The sequence below is a fragment of the Candidatus Liberimonas magnetica genome, from assembly GCA_020523885.1.
Classification (GTDB): domain Bacteria; phylum Elusimicrobiota; class Endomicrobiia; order Endomicrobiales; family JAFGIL01; genus Liberimonas; species Liberimonas magnetica.
Window position 1 is genome coordinate 30,200 of sequence record JAJAPY010000007.1, and the last position, 15,640, is coordinate 45,839.

18 protein-coding genes are annotated in these 15,640 nt (G+C 40.4%); all 18 read left to right on the forward strand.

The features are described 5' to 3' along the window. The 18 genes from LHV68_07040 to LHV68_07125 all read left to right on the forward strand — a co-directional run bounded on the left by LHV68_07040 (nucleotide 1) and on the right by LHV68_07125 (nucleotide 15,612). A complete protein-coding gene (locus LHV68_07040; GenBank protein ID MCB4791627.1) occupies nucleotides 1-1,065 on the forward strand; it encodes a hemolysin family protein in 1,065 nt (354 codons plus the stop codon). Beyond that, nucleotides 1,062-2,321, forward strand: a complete 1,260-nt coding sequence (locus tag LHV68_07045) for a hemolysin family protein (GenBank protein MCB4791628.1) — start codon at nucleotides 1,062-1,064, stop codon at nucleotides 2,319-2,321. Before LHV68_07040 ends, LHV68_07045 begins: the two co-directional genes overlap by 4 nt. Nucleotides 2,322-2,344: 23 nt before the next feature. Continuing rightward, nucleotides 2,345-3,010, forward strand: a complete 666-nt coding sequence (gene recO / locus LHV68_07050; protein ID MCB4791629.1) for a DNA repair protein RecO — start codon at nucleotides 2,345-2,347, stop codon at nucleotides 3,008-3,010. 105 nt (nucleotides 3,011-3,115) lie between these two features. Next, on the forward strand, nucleotides 3,116-3,973 hold the full coding sequence (locus LHV68_07055; protein ID MCB4791630.1) for a glycine--tRNA ligase subunit alpha: 858 nt from the start codon (nucleotides 3,116-3,118) through the stop codon (nucleotides 3,971-3,973). 144 nt (nucleotides 3,974-4,117) lie between these two features. Further along, nucleotides 4,118-6,202 (forward strand): glycine--tRNA ligase subunit beta, encoded by a 2,085-nt coding sequence (glyS, locus tag LHV68_07060; GenBank protein ID MCB4791631.1) that lies wholly within the window; start codon nucleotides 4,118-4,120, stop codon nucleotides 6,200-6,202. Nucleotides 6,203-6,242: 40 nt separating this feature from the next. Beyond that, complete coding sequence (locus tag LHV68_07065; protein MCB4791632.1) at nucleotides 6,243-6,764, forward strand: hypothetical protein; 522 nt, start codon at nucleotides 6,243-6,245, stop codon at nucleotides 6,762-6,764. Beyond that, nucleotides 6,757-6,948 carry a hypothetical protein gene (locus tag LHV68_07070; GenBank protein MCB4791633.1) on the forward strand — a complete coding sequence of 64 codons (192 nt, stop codon included), beginning with the start codon at nucleotides 6,757-6,759 and terminating at the stop codon, nucleotides 6,946-6,948. Before LHV68_07065 ends, LHV68_07070 begins: the two co-directional genes overlap by 8 nt. 69 nt (nucleotides 6,949-7,017) lie before the next feature. Next, entirely contained in the window at nucleotides 7,018-7,245 is a 228-nt protein-coding gene (locus LHV68_07075; protein MCB4791634.1) for a hypothetical protein, read from the forward strand. A gap of 29 nt (nucleotides 7,246-7,274) precedes the next feature. Then, nucleotides 7,275-7,454 carry a hypothetical protein gene (locus tag LHV68_07080; protein ID MCB4791635.1) on the forward strand — a complete coding sequence of 60 codons (180 nt, stop codon included), beginning with the start codon at nucleotides 7,275-7,277 and terminating at the stop codon, nucleotides 7,452-7,454. Nucleotides 7,455-7,522: 68 nt separating this feature from the next. Continuing rightward, a complete protein-coding gene (gene gatC, locus LHV68_07085; protein ID MCB4791636.1) occupies nucleotides 7,523-7,816 on the forward strand; it encodes an Asp-tRNA(Asn)/Glu-tRNA(Gln) amidotransferase subunit GatC in 294 nt (97 codons plus the stop codon). Nucleotide 7,817: 1 nt separating this feature from the next. Beyond that, the gene (gatA, locus tag LHV68_07090) at nucleotides 7,818-9,281 is read left to right on the forward strand and encodes an Asp-tRNA(Asn)/Glu-tRNA(Gln) amidotransferase subunit GatA (GenBank protein ID MCB4791637.1); all 1,464 of its coding nucleotides are present in this window, start codon (nucleotides 7,818-7,820) and stop codon (nucleotides 9,279-9,281) included. Continuing rightward, nucleotides 9,238-10,227, forward strand: a complete 990-nt coding sequence (locus tag LHV68_07095; GenBank protein ID MCB4791638.1) for a class A beta-lactamase-related serine hydrolase — start codon at nucleotides 9,238-9,240, stop codon at nucleotides 10,225-10,227. The genes gatA and LHV68_07095 overlap by 44 nt, the downstream gene beginning before the upstream one ends. A 102-nt stretch (nucleotides 10,228-10,329) precedes the next feature. Beyond that, nucleotides 10,330-11,793: an Asp-tRNA(Asn)/Glu-tRNA(Gln) amidotransferase subunit GatB gene (gene gatB / locus LHV68_07100; GenBank protein MCB4791639.1), complete on the forward strand. Its 1,464-nt coding sequence runs from the start codon at nucleotides 10,330-10,332 to the stop codon at nucleotides 11,791-11,793. 7 nt (nucleotides 11,794-11,800) lie between these two features. After that, on the forward strand, nucleotides 11,801-12,304 hold the full coding sequence (locus tag LHV68_07105; GenBank protein MCB4791640.1) for a cupin domain-containing protein: 504 nt from the start codon (nucleotides 11,801-11,803) through the stop codon (nucleotides 12,302-12,304). Nucleotides 12,305-12,320: 16 nt separating this feature from the next. After that, a complete protein-coding gene (locus LHV68_07110; GenBank protein MCB4791641.1) occupies nucleotides 12,321-12,842 on the forward strand; it encodes a ferritin family protein in 522 nt (173 codons plus the stop codon). A 28-nt stretch (nucleotides 12,843-12,870) separates the two neighbouring features. Next, nucleotides 12,871-13,680, forward strand: a complete 810-nt coding sequence (locus tag LHV68_07115) for an inositol monophosphatase (protein ID MCB4791642.1) — start codon at nucleotides 12,871-12,873, stop codon at nucleotides 13,678-13,680. A gap of 451 nt (nucleotides 13,681-14,131) precedes the next feature. Continuing rightward, the gene (locus tag LHV68_07120) at nucleotides 14,132-14,719 is read left to right on the forward strand and encodes a sigma-70 family RNA polymerase sigma factor (protein MCB4791643.1); all 588 of its coding nucleotides are present in this window, start codon (nucleotides 14,132-14,134) and stop codon (nucleotides 14,717-14,719) included. A gap of 11 nt (nucleotides 14,720-14,730) precedes the next feature. Then, nucleotides 14,731-15,612, forward strand: a complete 882-nt coding sequence (locus LHV68_07125; protein ID MCB4791644.1) for a protease complex subunit PrcB family protein — start codon at nucleotides 14,731-14,733, stop codon at nucleotides 15,610-15,612. Nucleotides 15,613-15,640 lie beyond the last annotated feature (28 nt).

Below are 15,640 nucleotides of genomic sequence, written 5' to 3' on the forward strand. Positions count from 1 at the left end.
ATGCTTATATTCTCAGGTTCTGTAGTAATAATCCTTCTTTTTCTTTTGTCTGCGTTCTGGTCTGGCTCTGAGATAGCCCTGACGAGCCTTTCAAAATACAGGATAAAAAAAATAATCGCATTAAAGAAGTCTCTGTCCGGGCCTCTCAAGCAGTGGCTCAAGTCGCCGTACTATCTGTTGACGACTATCCTTGTAGGAAATACCATAACGAACCTTACTCTTAGTTTTTTTGCTACCGTGCTTGTACTGCATGCCTTTTTACCTTCAGATACTTCTTCGAATAAGCTTGGGATATTCGGCTTTATAACTAACCGCGAGTTCCTGGAGTTCGTTGTGTGGATAAGCATAACGTTTTTGCTGCTTATTTTCGGAGAAGTTACTCCAAAGATATACTGCCGTTCCAACCCTGAAAAAATCACTTTTTTTGCCCTGCCGGTATTATCGCGCATAGCAAATATATTCATACCTTTGATCTGGCCTGTAAAACAGGCCATAAGGCTGATTTTCCCTAAGGCCGAGTTGTTCCCTGTAGGAAAGATGACCGCCCTAAGCATGGACGAGACAAAGGAACTGATAAGGGAAGCGGGCCAGTCCGGGATGCTCGCAGGCGAAACAAGCCAGATGCTTGAGCGGGTGTTGAAACTCGGCGACTTTAGTATAGATAAGATAATGACAACGCTTGATAAAGTCGAAGCAGTAAATATAGATCAAAGCCAGGAGAGATTCCTTGACCTGATAGTTGAAACCGGACGCAGCCGCGTACCTGTTTACCATACTTCCGTTAACAGGATTGCGGGTTTTATTCATACAAAAGACCTGCTTGAACTCTGGCAGGGCGTCAGCGAGATAGAGATAGACGATCTGATACGGCCTCCTTATTTCGTGTCAAAGAACAAAAAGATATATGACCTGATGAAAGAGCTGCAGTCCGGCAGGACCCACATGGCTTTTGTTACGGACGAAATGGAAAATCTTGTAGGCGTAGTTACCCTGGAAGATATCCTTGAAGAGATAGTAGGCGAAATACTCGACGAATATGACCTAAAGGAAAAAAACGAGCAATGAACGTTTTGATAGTTAAATTATCCCTGTTCTGTATATTCTTGCTGCTTGTAGCGTTCTTTTCTGCCATTGAAACCGCCCTGACAAGCCTGTCTCCGCTCAATTTAAAAAACCTTAAAGCAAAATATCCTTTGATCGAGAGGCAGTTCCTGTTCTGGGAAACAAGGCCGAACGAACTGCTTGTAACGATACTTATCGGTATAAACATGGCTATTATCGGTTCGGGTGTCCTGTCCACGTCCATAGCCATTGACCTGTCGGAAAAATATTCTTCTTTCCGTCATACTATTTTAGCCGCTGTCCCAATAATCTCGACCATCCTGATATTGGTCTGGTGTGAGATAATACCTAAAATATTCAGCCGTTACAGGTCGGAAACAGTCGCGAGTTTCGGCATCACATACCTGGCGCTGTTTAAAAAGATATTTACTCCGGTCTCAGACCTTTTGCTTGAGATAGCAAAAAGGATAATAACGTACCTTACAGGGCAGCAATCAAGAGAGATACCTTTCTTAAGGCCTGAGGAACTGAAGATACTCCTTTCTTTAGACGATACGCCACTGTCGAGCCCTGCAAGGAAGATCATGAACAATATCCTTGATTTTGGAAAGACCAGGATCAGCCGTGTAATGATACCCAGGGAACATATCCAGGCTGTGAACCTGGAAGGTGATGTAAATACGGTAATAAAACAGATCATTGAAAAAGGGTATTCCCGCGTTCCTGTGTACAGGAAAGACCTTGACAATATTGTCGGAATTATTTATAGTAAAGACTTGAATTTATCACTCAGGAGCGGGTCTTTATTCCTTCTGGAAGACTTGATAAGGCCGGTTTATTTTGTGCCAGAATCGGCAAGGATAGACAAAGTTTTAAGGGAGTTCAAAACAGGCCATCAGCATCTTGCCGTAGTCGTAAACGAGTTCGGCACTATGGTAGGGCTTGCCACTATCGAAGACCTTGTGGAAGAGATAGTGGGCGATATCTGGGATGAATACGATATACAGGAAAAAACGATATTTCCTCTGCCCGACGGGTTTTATATTTTAAGGGCTAATGAGTTGCTTGAAAAGGTAAATGACGAATTGAAACTCAGCCTTCCTTCCAGGGAATTTACTACTGTAAGCGGCTGGGTGCTTGACCTCTTCGGAAGGATCCCTAAAGTAGGCGAGACGATAACCTGGGGCGACGTAAAACTTGAGATCGCAGATGCAACAAAGAAAAAGATCACGAAGGTTAAGATTAAAAAACTAAGCTAAAGCTTAGCTTCAATTTAAAAAATATGTACCAAAACTCATTCGGTCTTATTTTAAAAGCAAGCGTCTTGAACGAAGCCGATAAACTTCTGACCATATACACCCGTCAATGGGGGAAGATCTTTGCGGTTGCGCCGGGTGCAAAAAAGATAAAGGCAAAATATATCGGTGCGACTGAGCCGATCATAGAAACTGATTTTATGTTCTATTTTACTTCCAGTACTTCAAGGCCGAAAGTAACAGGCGCAAAAATATTGAACAGTTTTCCCTGTCTTACGAAAAACTGGAGGCGCCATTTCATAGCCCAGTACTGTGCTGAAATATGCGATAAGCTTACGCCTCTGCAGTCACAAAACCTGTCTAAGTACGACCTGCTCCACCGCAGCTGGAAATTGCTTGAAACCGCGGATAACCCGTGGCGTATCTATATAGCCTATGCGCTGCGGTTTTTAAAACTCTCAGGGTATGATTTCTCGGAATATATAAAAAAAGAAGATTCTTATATGACCAAAGATGAAACGGAAGTTATCAGGCATCTTTCTATTTTCTCAGGAGATGATATAGATAAAAATCTGTCCATAGAACAGGAAATGGAAGAAACTTTGATGAAAAAAATAGATAATTTCATAGCCTATTACCTTCACCATAACCTGTCAACAAAAAAACAATGGCAGAAACTAATTTACGCATAGCGTTTAGCGGGTAGCGTATAGCGGATAGTAACTGCAAAGTCTTTGTTTTTGGTTTTTCTATACGCTAAACGCTATACGCTCTACGCTAATATTTGAGGTGTTACGATGACTTTTCAGGAAATAATAATGACGCTTGAAAGATTTTGGGCAAAACAGGGATGCCTGATCTGGCAGCCTTACGACCTGGAAAAAGGAGCAGGTACGTTCAACCCTGCGACTTTCCTCCGGTGCCTGGGCCCCGAGCCTTGGTCGGTCGCTTATGTTGAGCCGTCAAGAAGGCCGGCAGATGGCAGGTACGGCGAAAACCCGAACCGGCTCCAGCATTACTACCAGTATCAGGTGCTGTTAAAACCTGCGCCTTCGGACATTCAAGCTATGTATCTAGACAGCCTTAATGTTATAGGACTAAACCCTAAAAAACACGATATACGTTTTGTGGAGGATGACTGGGAATCTCCTACTCTGGGAGCCTGGGGGCTTGGCTGGGAAGTATGGCTGGACGGCATGGAAATAACCCAGTTCACTTATTTTCAGCAGGTGGGGAGCATCGATTTAAACCCCATTTCCGTAGAAATAACTTACGGGCTTGAACGGCTCTGCATGTATTCTCAAAAAAAGGACAATGTGTATGACATTATGTGGACACCAGAAGTTACATACGGCAAGGTACACCTCGAAGACGAAAAACAGTGGTCAAAATATAATTTTGAAGAGGCGAACGTTGAGCTGTTAAGGAAGCATTTCACGGAATGGGAAGAAGAGGCAAAGAAACTCCTTGATAAGGACCTTGTCCTGCCTGCCTATGATGCAGTAATGAAATGCTCCCACTTATTTAACCTGCTTGAAGCGCGGGGCTCCATTTCCGTTACGGATAGAACGGCGTTCATAGCAAAGGTAAGGAACCTGGCACGAGGGGTCGCGGAGAAATATATAGCTCAAAATTCAATGCAAAATGCAAAATGAAAAATTCAAAATTAAGGTATCATCTTTGGCGGTTTATTTAGATAATCACGCTCTGGCGGGATACAATAATTCTGCATTTTTCAATTTTCATTTTGCAGTTAAGTTAAGTCGCTTTTGCGATCCTAACTTGAAAGGGTATTAATCATGACAAAAGATGCGCTTTTAGAGATAGGTACTGAAGAAATACCGGCATCGTACATAGAACCTGCCATGGAACAGTTAGGTGAAACAATAAAAAAATCCCTTGAACTCCACCAGCTGCCCTACCAGGAAATTAGGTCCTATGCGACGCCGAGAAGGCTTTGTGTTGTAATTAAAAAGCTCAATGAAAAAACCCAGGACAGGCTGGAAGAATATTCAGGCCCCATGTTAACCATAGCGAAGGATCAAAACGGGGCTTACACCCAGGCTGCCAGAGGCTTCGCGTCAAAATACAATGTAAGTGTAGAAAAACTTATTATAAAGAAAAAAGAAAAAGGCGAATATGTCTGCATAGAGAAAAAAATACCGGGCAGAAAAGCAGAGGATCTGCTTAAGGAGGTCTTCCCTGACGCGATAAAAAAACTTTCTTTTCCTAAAAGCATGGTCTGGGAAGAATCGGGTTTCAGGTTTGCCCGGCCTATAAGGACAGTTATTGCGCTTTTTGCAAATAAAGTAATAAAGTTTTCTGTTGCAGGAGTAAAATCGAATAATTATACCTTCGGCCTCCACACCATATCAAGAAAAAAAATAACCATCTCTACGCCTGAACGCTATGAAACGGAGCTCCGCAATAATTGTGTCCTGATGGACCAGAAAAAAAGAAGGGCGGAGCTTGAACGGGTAATGGAAAATGCGACAAAGCATATGAAGGGAGATGTGGTTGTTGACCAGGACCTGCTTAGAGAAGTAAATTACCTGGTGGAACACCCCGTCGCTATAGTGGGCACATTTGACGAGAAATACCTGAAGCTTCCGCAGGAAGTCCTTATCAACTGCATGAGGAAAAAACAAAAATTCTTTCCTGTAATAAATAAAAAAGAATTAACAAATCATTTCATAGGTATCCGCAACGGCATATCCGAGAACCAGAATGTAGTAAAAGAAGGGTACGAACGGGTGTTGTCTGCAAGGCTCTCGGATGCGGAGTTCTTCTTTCACCAGGATACTAAAAGGCCTTTGGCCGAGAAAGCAGAAAAACTCAAAGGCGTAGTATTCCACGACAAACTTTTAGGCGATAGGACGATGTTCGGCAAAATAAACAGGGTAAAGAAGATAGCTTCTTTCCTGAACGATAGGCTTAACGATAATGTGAAAGTTGACGGTTCAAGAATCGAAAGGGCGTGCATGCTGTTAAAAGCAGACCTTGTAACAGAAATGGTCTTTGAATTCCCCGAGATGCAGGGTGTTATAGGCCGCATATATGCGGAACACGACAATGAGGATAAAGATGTCTCACAGGCTGTGGAAGAGCATTACTGGCCCCTTGTAAACGACGGGAAACTGCCTAAAACCGGTCTCGGCACTATCCTGGCGTTGAGCGATAAGCTGGACACGCTTACCGGCTATTTCTCCGTAGGCATACAGCCGAGCGGCTCAGCAGACCCTTACGGCCTGCGCAGGCTCGCTGCCGGGATATTAAGGATACTTATTGAGAAACAGTTTCCTGTAAGGATAAAAGAACTCATTGATATCCTAAAAAGCAGCGGCTGGCAGATCAGTCAGGAAGTTGAAAAAAGCATAAAAGATTTTTTAAAACTTAGGATAGAGAATATCTTTGAAACAAAAGGTTATAAATTCGACGAAGTCCGCTCTGTACTTGCTACGGAAGACGACGACCTTCTTGATATACAGAACCGCCTGGAAGCGTTAAAAAAGATACGCAAGCTGCCTGATTTTGAGCCGCTGGCCACAGCTTTCAAGCGTACGGCAAATATCTTAAAACAGGCAAAAAAGAATAACTTTGAAATCCCGGGCACCGTAGATGAGAACCTGTTCAAAGAGGAAGCGGAAAAGAAACTATTTTTAAGTATATACAATTTAGAAAACAATCTCAAAGTTTCTCTGGATAACAAGGACTATATGGCCGTGTTAAAACAGATGGTAACCATAAAACCCGACGTTGATGAGTTTTTTGTCAAAGTAATGGTAATGGCAGAAGATATAAGCCTCAGGGCAAACCGCCTTGCTGTTTTAAAGTATATTGAGAATTTATTCTTTAAAGTGCTTGATTTTTCTCAATTACAATAAATATTAGCGTATAGCGTTTAGCGTGGAGTGTATAGAAGAAATGAAAAGAAACGGCAATACCTTAATCAAAGATGATTTTAGGGATTTTATAAATTTATTGAATAAACACAAAGTTGATTATTGTATCACCGGAGCTTATGCCGTGTCTTTTCACTCTGAACCGCGGGCCACAAGAGATATTGATTTTTATATAGCACATACAAAAGATAATTCTAAAAGGGCGGCGCTTGCCATAAAGGAATTTGCCGGCGCTGAAGTTGACAAGAACTATTTCAATACAGATGAGGTCGTTATTTTGCGTATCGGAATCGAGCCAAACCAAATAGAATTAGCAAACGGATTAACCGGCTTAAAAGATGATGAAATAATTAAGCATCGTGTAAAAGGAAAATATAGTGATGTAACCGCATATTATATAGGCATGGATGAGCTTATAAAGAACAAAGCTATTGTAAAAAATATGCCTCATAGAGGGAGAAAAAAAGGGACAGATTCAACAGACTATGAGACATTGAGACTAATTAAAAAAAAGCTTATAAAAATGGGCACAGTTAATGAATAAAATGCAAATTAAGTTTTATCATTCATACAAAGAAGCAGACGCTGATATGCTTAAAGATTCCTTGTTAATGAAACCTGAAGAACGAGTTGCAGCCATGAATGCAATCAGAAAAAGAGTTTATGCGTTGAAAGGGATAAAGGCTGACAATGAGGTTATTAAAACCATTTCTTACGGAAAAAGGTAACTGACATTAGGAAATCCGCAACACAGGGACTAAAACAGCATAACCGGATTTATTAAGATTTTAAAAAGCATGAAATATTCAGTAATTTTATCAATAGTAACTGCGCTATCAGCAATTATGGGTGGGGTATTTGGAGCTTATTTCCAATCTCGTTTTCAACATAAAAAGGAAGTTGAGGAAGATATTCATCAGTTGAAACGAAAAAGGTATGGTTCAATTTTAATCCAGATGCTTACAATTCTTAATCCTGATAGTTTGCAGAAGCACAGCAATTTCGAGATGATCTTAAAAACATAGAAAATTTTAAGGAAGAAGTAAAAGCAGAAATGCTTCACAGTATCCTGTTTGCTGATGATGCCGTAATAAAAGCAATGGCAGAATTTGTTAAAAAACCCTCTCACACTTCATATATCAAAACTGTCTCTGCAATGAGAAAAGATTTGTGGGGTAAGAAAACGGAGATAGACGAGGATATTTTGAAAGAATTTTCTGCTAAAAAGAATTGATGAAATTTATTTTATGTGAAACAGCAGGACGCCTGAGTCAATTTTGTAGTTTATAGGAGTATTTTTAAGTGAAAATAACAATAAAAGAAGTTGAACATGTAGCTAAACTGGCAAGGCTTGAACTTTCTCCGGAAGAAAAAGAGAAGTATGCCGGCCAGCTTGAAAAGATATTGGAGTATGTAGACCTGTTGAATAAACTGGATACCAAAGATATTGAACCGACAAGCCATGCTCTTGAATTAGAAAATGTCTTTAGGGAAGATAAGCTTGAGCCTTGTTCAACGGAAGCCCGCGACAGGCTCCTGGCAAATGCTCCTGAGCGGGAAGGCGATTATTTCAAGGTAAAAAAGGTAATTGAATAAAATGGAAAACAATATAACGAACCTTTCTGCAAAAGAATTGAGCGAGAAAATAAAAGCCCGCGAGCTCTCAAGCTCTGAAGTTACACGGGCCTATCTTGACAGGATAAAAGCCGTAGATCCTAAGATAAAATCTTTTGTCACGGTCTTTGAAGAAGAGGCTTTAGAACAAGCCGAAACAATCGATAAAAAAGCCGCAGGCAAAGAAGAACTCGGGCCGCTTTGCGGGGTCCCTATAGCGATAAAAGATAACATGATGATCACTGGCACTCCGACAACCTGTTCTTCAAAGATATTAAAGAATTATCTGGCGACGTATGACTCTACTGTAATAACAAAATTAAAAACCGCTGATGCGGTTTTCCTTGGGAAAACGAATATGGACGAGTTTGCCATGGGTTCTTCTACCGAGAACTCGGCTTTTTTTACTACCAAAAACCCGTGGGATACAAGCCGTATACCCGGAGGTTCATCAGGAGGGAGCGCAGCGTGTGTTTCAAGCCTCATGGCTGCGGTATCTCTTGGTTCGGATACAGGAGGGTCTATAAGACAGCCTGCAAGCTGCTGCGGAGTTATCGGTTTAAAACCGACCTACGGCAGAGTGAGCAGGTACGGCCTGGTAGCTTTTGCTTCCTCTCTTGACCAGATAGGCCCTTTTTCAAGGACTGTTGAAGATACCGCACTGCTTCTTAAAACGATCTCAGGTTATGACCCGAAAGATTCTACTTCTGTTGATATGGAAGTCCCTGATTATGAGGAGTTAATGAAAAAGGATATAAAAGGTTTGCGCATTGGCCTTCCAAAAGAGTATTTTATTGCCGGCCTTGATAAAGAGGTTGATACGGCGGTAAAAGAAGCTATAAAAGTTCTTGAAAACCTGGGCGCAAAAGTTGAAGAAATCTCCCTTCCTCACACGGAATATGCCGTGGCAGTATATTATATTATCGCGCCCAGCGAAGCATCCGCAAACCTTGCCAGGTATGACGGTGTAAAATACGGCTTCAGGGCGGACTGCGATAACCTTATTCAGGAATATGAAAAAACAAGGGGCCAGGGGTTCGGCCCTGAGGTCAAAAGGCGTATCATGCTTGGGACTTATGCCCTCTCTTCCGGTTATTATGACGCTTATTATGCAAAGGCTCAGAAGGTTCGGACACTGATAAAAAAAGATTTTGAAGAAACGTTTAAAAAGGTAGATGTTATAATAACACCCACTTCTCCTACGGTTGCTTTTAAAGCCGGGGAAAGAACGGACAACCCCTTAGAGATGTATTTGTCTGATATCTTTACCATATCGTGCAACCTGGCAGGCATACCGGGGGTATCGGTACCCTGCGGTTTCTCAAAGGACGGCCTTCCAATAGGGCTCCAGCTGTTAGGCGATTATTTTAAGGAAGAAGAACTGTTAAGAACGGCATACAATTATGAAAAAAATACATATTGGCATACTAAACATCCTGAAGTTTAGTTATTATAACTTCGAGATGCTTATAAGGAACATTTTCTTCCCTCACACGGCTGTGAAGAAAGCTTTTTCTATAATTAATTATATAATTATCGTGGTTTTTTTTGCAGGTATCGGCGCAGGCTTATATTCTTACATACCTTTTTATGTTTTTTTTGAGCAGCGCTGCGAAGATTACCGTTGTATGATGAAAGACCTGAATAAAAGAAGCCAGCATTTTCGCGGAGATGTTGCTATTCTGGTCAAAGACCTATTGACCAATGAGACAGTTAAAATAAATTCGGATAAACTATACCCGAGCGCAAGCCTTGTAAAAATCCCTATCATGGCCGCTGTATTTGAAGCTCAAAGGGAGGGCAAGCTTAACCTTTCGGATAAGCTTGTTTTAAAAGGCAGCCAGAAAGTATATTCTCGTAAAGGTTTATATAGAAAAAGAGCCGGGAAGAAATTTACTATCAGGGAGCTTGTGGAAAGGATGATAATAACAAGCGATAATACCGCAACGAATGTGCTTGTTGATGCGCTTGGTTTCGGGTATATAAACCAAAAGTTTACAGAGTTCGGGCTGAAAGATACGGACTTAAGGCGCGGCATAATGGAGTTGAAGTGGCGCAAGCTGGGCATAGAGAATTATACTACAGCAGAGGATATGACATACCTGCTTGAACAAATATACCATAGCAAGATAGTGGACGAAGAATCCTGCAAAGAGATGCTTGATATCTTAAAAAGGCAGAAGATAAACGACAGGATACCGTACCTTCTTCCTACGACCCTTGATATAGCGCACAAAACAGGCACCCTTGACGATACTATAAGCGATGTCGGCATAATATTTACCCCAAAAGGCGATTTTATAGTCTGTGTCCTTACACAGAACATAAGAAGTTTAAGAATGGCAAAAAAATTGATAAGGAACGTTGCTGCTGACGCATACAGCTACTACTAGCGTAGAGCGTGGAGCGGATAGCGTATAGGAACGTCAGAGTCTCTAAGGTTTTGTTTTTCTATACGCTCTACGCTATCCGCTATACGCTAGATATGAGAGAACATGTATCAAAAATACGAAACCGTCATCGGGCTTGAAGTACATTCCCAGCTTAAAACACTGAGCAAAGTATTCTGCGGGTGTTCTACGGAATTCGGGGTAAAGCCCAATTCGAATATCTGCCCGGTTTGCACTGGCCAGCCGGGCGTGCTTCCGGTACTGAACAGAAAAGCCGTAGAGTTGTTGGTAAAAACAGGGCTTTCTCTTAATTGCAGGATAAACAAACACTCGGTCTTTGCAAGAAAACAGTATTTTTATCCGGACCTCCCGAAAAATTTTCAGATATCCCAGTACGAACTTCCAATAGCAGAAGGCGGTTTTTTGGAAATTGAAGTTGAAGGCAAGCTAAAACGGATCGGAATAACAAGGATCCATCTTGAAGAAGATGCCGGGAAACTTCTCCATGCTATAGGGAACAGGGAACTTGATTATTCGCTCGTCGACCTGAACAGGACAGGCGTACCTTTAATGGAAATAGTCTCCGAACCGGAGCTCAGCTCTCCGGAAGAAGCCTGCCAATACCTTTCAAAACTCAAAAGCGTAATTGAATACCTGGAAGTTTCGGATTGCAATATGGAAGAAGGCAAATTCCGTTGTGACGCCAACATAAGTATCAGGCCTGCCGGGCAAAAAGAACTCGGTACTAAAGCGGAACTTAAGAATATGAATTCCCTAAAAGGCGTAAAAGATGCCCTTAGCTACGAAATAAGCCGGCAGATAGATGTGGTCTCAAGCGGCGGAAAGATAATACAGGAAACAAGGTTATGGAATTCCGGGAGTTCAAGAACAGAGCCCATGCGCACAAAAGAAGAAGCCCATGATTACAGGTATTTTCCGGAGCCTGACCTTGTGCCTCTTAATTTAGACGAGGGTTTTACGAATAAGATAAAGGAAGGAATACCCGAACTGAGGAACGAAAGGCAGGAAAGGCTGATAAAAGAGTTCGGGCTCTCTCAATATGACGCAGGCGTGTTAACAGCGGATAAAGCCCTGGCGGAATACTACGAGAAAACGCTTGAGTCCGCTTCAAAAACAAAGAATACTGCAGATATAGCAAAACCCGTTGCAAATTGGGTCACAACCGAGCTTTTGGGAAGATTAAATGCTTTGAATAAAACTATTTTGGAATCGCCTGTATCTCCGCAGAATATGGCAAACTTGGTTTTGCTGGTACAGGACGGCACGATATCCGGCAAAACAGCCAAAACTGTTTTTGATGAGATGTTCAACAGCGGGAAAAATGCCGATGATATCGTAAAAGAAAAAGGGCTTGTACAGATAAGCGATGAAACAGCTCTTGAAAAAATGTGTGATGAAGCGATTTCTGAAAACGCTAAAGCAGTAAGCCAGTATAAGGCCGGTAAAAAAGAGGCCCTTGGCGCGATAGTAGGAAGTATAATGAAGAAATCAAAAGGAAAAGCCAATCCCCAGATGGTGAATAAGATCCTATCTAAAAAACTTTCTTAAAGCCTTTATGGATACAGCAAACAAAATAATAAAAACACTGAAACTTAAACCCCATCCTAAAGAAGGCGGGTATTTCAGGGAAATCTACAGGTCAGCCGAATCTCTAAAGCCCGGTGCGCTTCCAAAAAGGTATAAAAAAGGGAAGTCCCTGGCTACCGCGATCTATTATCTTTTGACTCCGGGAACATTTTCTTCCGTTCATAAGCTTTCAAGCGATGAGATATTCCATTTTTATTTCGGAGACCCGGTCGAGATGCTTCTTCTTTTCCCCGACGGGTCGGGTAAAGCGGTTACCCTCGGCGGTAATGTGCTTAAAGGGATGTTCCCTCAGGTTATTGTAAAAAAGAATACCTGGCAGGGTTCAAGGCTTGTAAAAGGCGGCAAGTTCGCTCTTTTAGGGACTACTATGTCGCCGGGTTTTGATTACGAAGATTACGAAGACGGCAAAAAAGAAGCTTTAATAAAAAAATATCCAAAATTCAAGAAAATGATAAGCGCTTTAATGCGCTGATCAAAGGAGAAAGTCTATGCCGACAAAACTTAACATGCTTAAATTTGCCCACGAATTTGAATTAAAAGGACTTAATTTTTATTTGAGGTATGCGTTTAAGACAAAAAACATGCTTGCCAAGGAATTATTTTATAACCTGGCAAAAAAAGAAATAGAGCATGCCCAGAAGATAGACGGATTGTACGCCGAAGCCCAAAAAATCAGCTCAACTAAGATCGATCTGAGAATGGGGCCATCAGATATAGAAAAAGACTTAAAGGATTTTTTTAAGAACCAGGTGAAAAAGGAATTAAAAAAAGGTGCTCTTGACATTGCCGGTTATAAGACAGCGCTAAATATGGAAAAAAAGAGCATTGACATATACATCAAGATGAAAGAACAGGCCGAAACGCCGGCAAAAAAGAAGTTCTTTGAACTCCTGGCAAATGAAGAGGAAGACCATTATAACGCCCTTGATAACGTGTTAAGGTATCTGACCGGGACCGGAGACTGGCTGCAGGAAGACGAAAGCAAAACCTGGAACTGGATGAACATTTAACAAAGCAATGCAAATTGCAAAATGAAAAATGCAAAATGAAATCGATTTAAGGACACTTTTGGACAAAGAAATAGAAAAAAGAAAAATAGTTGCTGTAGCTGCGGCAAAGAAAGCCGGCAGGATATTACTGTCTCATTTCGGCAGAAAAATAAGCATTAAAACGAAGGGCGACAGGGATTATGCCACTGAAATGGACCTGCGGTCAGAAAAGCTTATAACAACCATGATAAGAAAATATTTTCCGGGCGATAATATTCTGGCTGAAGAAAATAAATATTCAAGTTCTGATTCAAGTTATAAATGGATAATCGATCCCCTAGACGGCACTCATAACTATATGTACGGTATCAGGGATTTTGGTATTTCAATAGCGCTTGCAAAAAATAATGAAATCATTCTTGGTGTGATATATATGCCCTTAAACAACGAAGCTTTTTCTGCAATAAAAGGGAACGGAGCATATTTGAACGCCAGAAAGATAAGTGTTTCAAAAAGGCCTTTGAGAAGGTCAACGATGGTCTATGACAGCAGAATAAGGCTGCATAAGAAAACGATGATGAGGAACCTCGGTCTCTTAAGCGAGAAGGTTTTTAATATAAGGATGTACGGTTCATCAGTAAGAGGGCTCACGTACCTTGCCCAGGGCAAAGTTGATGTGGTCCTGGAATATGACGAAAAAATATGGGACTGTGCCGCAGGCCTTATTATAGTCGAAGAAGCAGGCGGGATAATAACAGACCTGAAAGGCAATAAATGGGGTATAAATACGAGGCAGTACGTAGCTGCAAATCCCGTAATTCACAAAGATATATTAAAAATAGTCAAAAAACCAAAATAAATGAAAAGTAAACCGGTTTCTTGTATTAAAGCCAGCCGAGGAAAACTTTATATCAAGGTCGATTTAAAATTACTTGAAAAAAAATTCAAATCCAAAAACCTCATACACGAAAAAAGCTCCGCAAAAAAAAGCAAAAAATCCAAAGAATCCGATAAATACACTGAATTTGATTTGTTAAGAAATTTAAGAAATAAGAAATGTAAAAACTGTTGTTTATGCGGCAGCTGCGGCAGATAATCAGCCAGCAATTAGTTTGTTAAGCAAAACTGATTCCTTGAAGAATCACAGACTCCTATTGGGGGGAGTAGCCGAAGCATCTACAACGGGTGATTTTCGGCTATTTTGTTGTTGGGGACTTGAAGCTTTGGGTAAGAATTTTAAAAAACTTTAAGAAAATATTTTTTATTTGGATGCAGAGTTGTAAAAAATGATACGTCTAATGAGGTAGAGCATGAGGGATGTACGGAGTAAGGAAGATGACATTATTCATGATGTCCAAAACGGTAATATTGAAGCTTTCGATGAGTTGGTAAAGTTATACTCAACTAAGATATTTTCGTTATGTTATTATTTTACATGTAATATTGCAGAAGCAGAAGACCTTTCGCAGGCTGTTTTCATTCATGCACTAAAAGGTATTGGAGGTTTTAAGTTTAAATCAGCTTTTTCAACCTGGCTTCACCAAATAGCTGTAAATCTTTGGTATGATGCCTTGAGAAAAAACAAAAAAATAACGTATGTCTCTTATGATATTAATACAGGTAAAGATGAAGAAAGAACTCTGAAAGATGAAATAATTGATAGTATTGTCATTCCGGAAATAAAAATGGAAAAAAAAGAGTTAGAAGAGCAAATAAAAAAAGCACTTAATGTAATTACTCCGGATCAACGTATCGCAATAGTGCTTAAATATATTGAAGGCAAATCTCTTGAAGAAATAAGTAATATTTGTAACTGCCCGATAGGTACGATAAGCGCAAGGCTTACAAGAGGAATAAAGGAAATAAGAAAACATCTTAAACCTTATATAAACAAATAAGAGGAAAGAAAATGAACTGTGAAAATATCCAGGACCTGCTTCAACTCTATATCGATAACAAACTTGATGCCGAGACAAAAATGAAAATAGCAGAACACATTAAGCAGTGTAAAGAATGCTCTCAATTCTTAAATGAATTCAATGACACAATAGAAACACTGGGAAAATTGAAAGAAGTTAAATTGCCGGCAGATTATTATTCCAAATTGAGTTTAAAACTTGCTGATGTCAGGAAAGAACCAATAAACAAGCAAAACCGGCTGTTTAAACCAACGATATATATTCCTGCTTTATGTGTTTTTACCCTAATAATCTGTTTGGGATATTTTGTAAACAGCTCTAAGAAAAATGTACCGGAATCAAAAGTTGAATTAAAGGGAAAATTGGTTTTAAGCAAACAAAAAAATGAAAAACTTGTATTTGCCAAAATTAGGGAAAATAAGATTAACGATGCAGCCGAACCTCAAAGTATTGCGATAAAAAGGACTGTTGAAATTGCAAAAATCCCTGAAGAAAATAATAAACAATTTATTCTAAGAGGTGCAGGAGCTAAATATACAGATAAAAAAATAATACAGGAGTGGCAGGGAATAAACAGCGGAATGAAGGATAAAAAGACGATTCTTATAAACGACAATACCCAATGGCTGAGATTAATGAAAGAGAGCCAGGTTGAGCCGGTACTTCCAGAAATGGATTTTACAAAATACATGGTAATTGCTACATCCCTTGGCGAACAGAAGACAGGCGGGTACAGCATTCATATATCCAAAATCCGGGAAACCGAAGAAAAACTTTACATTGATATGGTTGAAACTCATCCAAAACAAGGTACAGCAGCCACACAACAACTAACCCGGCCGTATCATATTGTTGTAATAGATAAGGATTAATATAAATTCATCCTAAAAAGGAACTTTT

Bases quoted from the DNA above. Each gene is read 5' to 3' on its own strand.
- LHV68_07115 (MCB4791642.1), top strand. From the start codon at position 12,871: ATGCAAAATGAAATCGATTTAAGGACACTTTTGGACAAAGAAATAGAA.
- LHV68_07065 (MCB4791632.1), top strand. From the start codon at position 6,243: ATGAAAAGAAACGGCAATACCTTAATCAAAGATGATTTTAGGGATTTT.
- LHV68_07080 (MCB4791635.1), top strand. From the start codon at position 7,275: ATGCTTCACAGTATCCTGTTTGCTGATGATGCCGTAATAAAAGCAATG.
- recO (MCB4791629.1), top strand. From the start codon at position 2,345: ATGTACCAAAACTCATTCGGTCTTATTTTAAAAGCAAGCGTCTTGAAC.
- gatB (MCB4791639.1), top strand. From the start codon at position 10,330: ATGTATCAAAAATACGAAACCGTCATCGGGCTTGAAGTACATTCCCAG.
- LHV68_07105 (MCB4791640.1), top strand. From the start codon at position 11,801: ATGGATACAGCAAACAAAATAATAAAAACACTGAAACTTAAACCCCAT.
- gatA (MCB4791637.1), top strand. From the start codon at position 7,818: ATGGAAAACAATATAACGAACCTTTCTGCAAAAGAATTGAGCGAGAAA.
- LHV68_07120 (MCB4791643.1), top strand. From the start codon at position 14,132: ATGAGGGATGTACGGAGTAAGGAAGATGACATTATTCATGATGTCCAA.
- LHV68_07075 (MCB4791634.1), top strand. From the start codon at position 7,018: ATGAAATATTCAGTAATTTTATCAATAGTAACTGCGCTATCAGCAATT.
- LHV68_07095 (MCB4791638.1), top strand. From the start codon at position 9,238: ATGAAAAAAATACATATTGGCATACTAAACATCCTGAAGTTTAGTTAT.
- LHV68_07110 (MCB4791641.1), top strand. From the start codon at position 12,321: ATGCCGACAAAACTTAACATGCTTAAATTTGCCCACGAATTTGAATTA.
- LHV68_07040 (MCB4791627.1), top strand. From the start codon at position 1: ATGCTTATATTCTCAGGTTCTGTAGTAATAATCCTTCTTTTTCTTTTG.
- LHV68_07070 (MCB4791633.1), top strand. From the start codon at position 6,757: ATGAATAAAATGCAAATTAAGTTTTATCATTCATACAAAGAAGCAGAC.
- LHV68_07045 (MCB4791628.1), top strand. From the start codon at position 1,062: ATGAACGTTTTGATAGTTAAATTATCCCTGTTCTGTATATTCTTGCTG.
- LHV68_07055 (MCB4791630.1), top strand. From the start codon at position 3,116: ATGACTTTTCAGGAAATAATAATGACGCTTGAAAGATTTTGGGCAAAA.
- glyS (MCB4791631.1), top strand. From the start codon at position 4,118: ATGACAAAAGATGCGCTTTTAGAGATAGGTACTGAAGAAATACCGGCA.
- LHV68_07125 (MCB4791644.1), top strand. From the start codon at position 14,731: ATGAACTGTGAAAATATCCAGGACCTGCTTCAACTCTATATCGATAAC.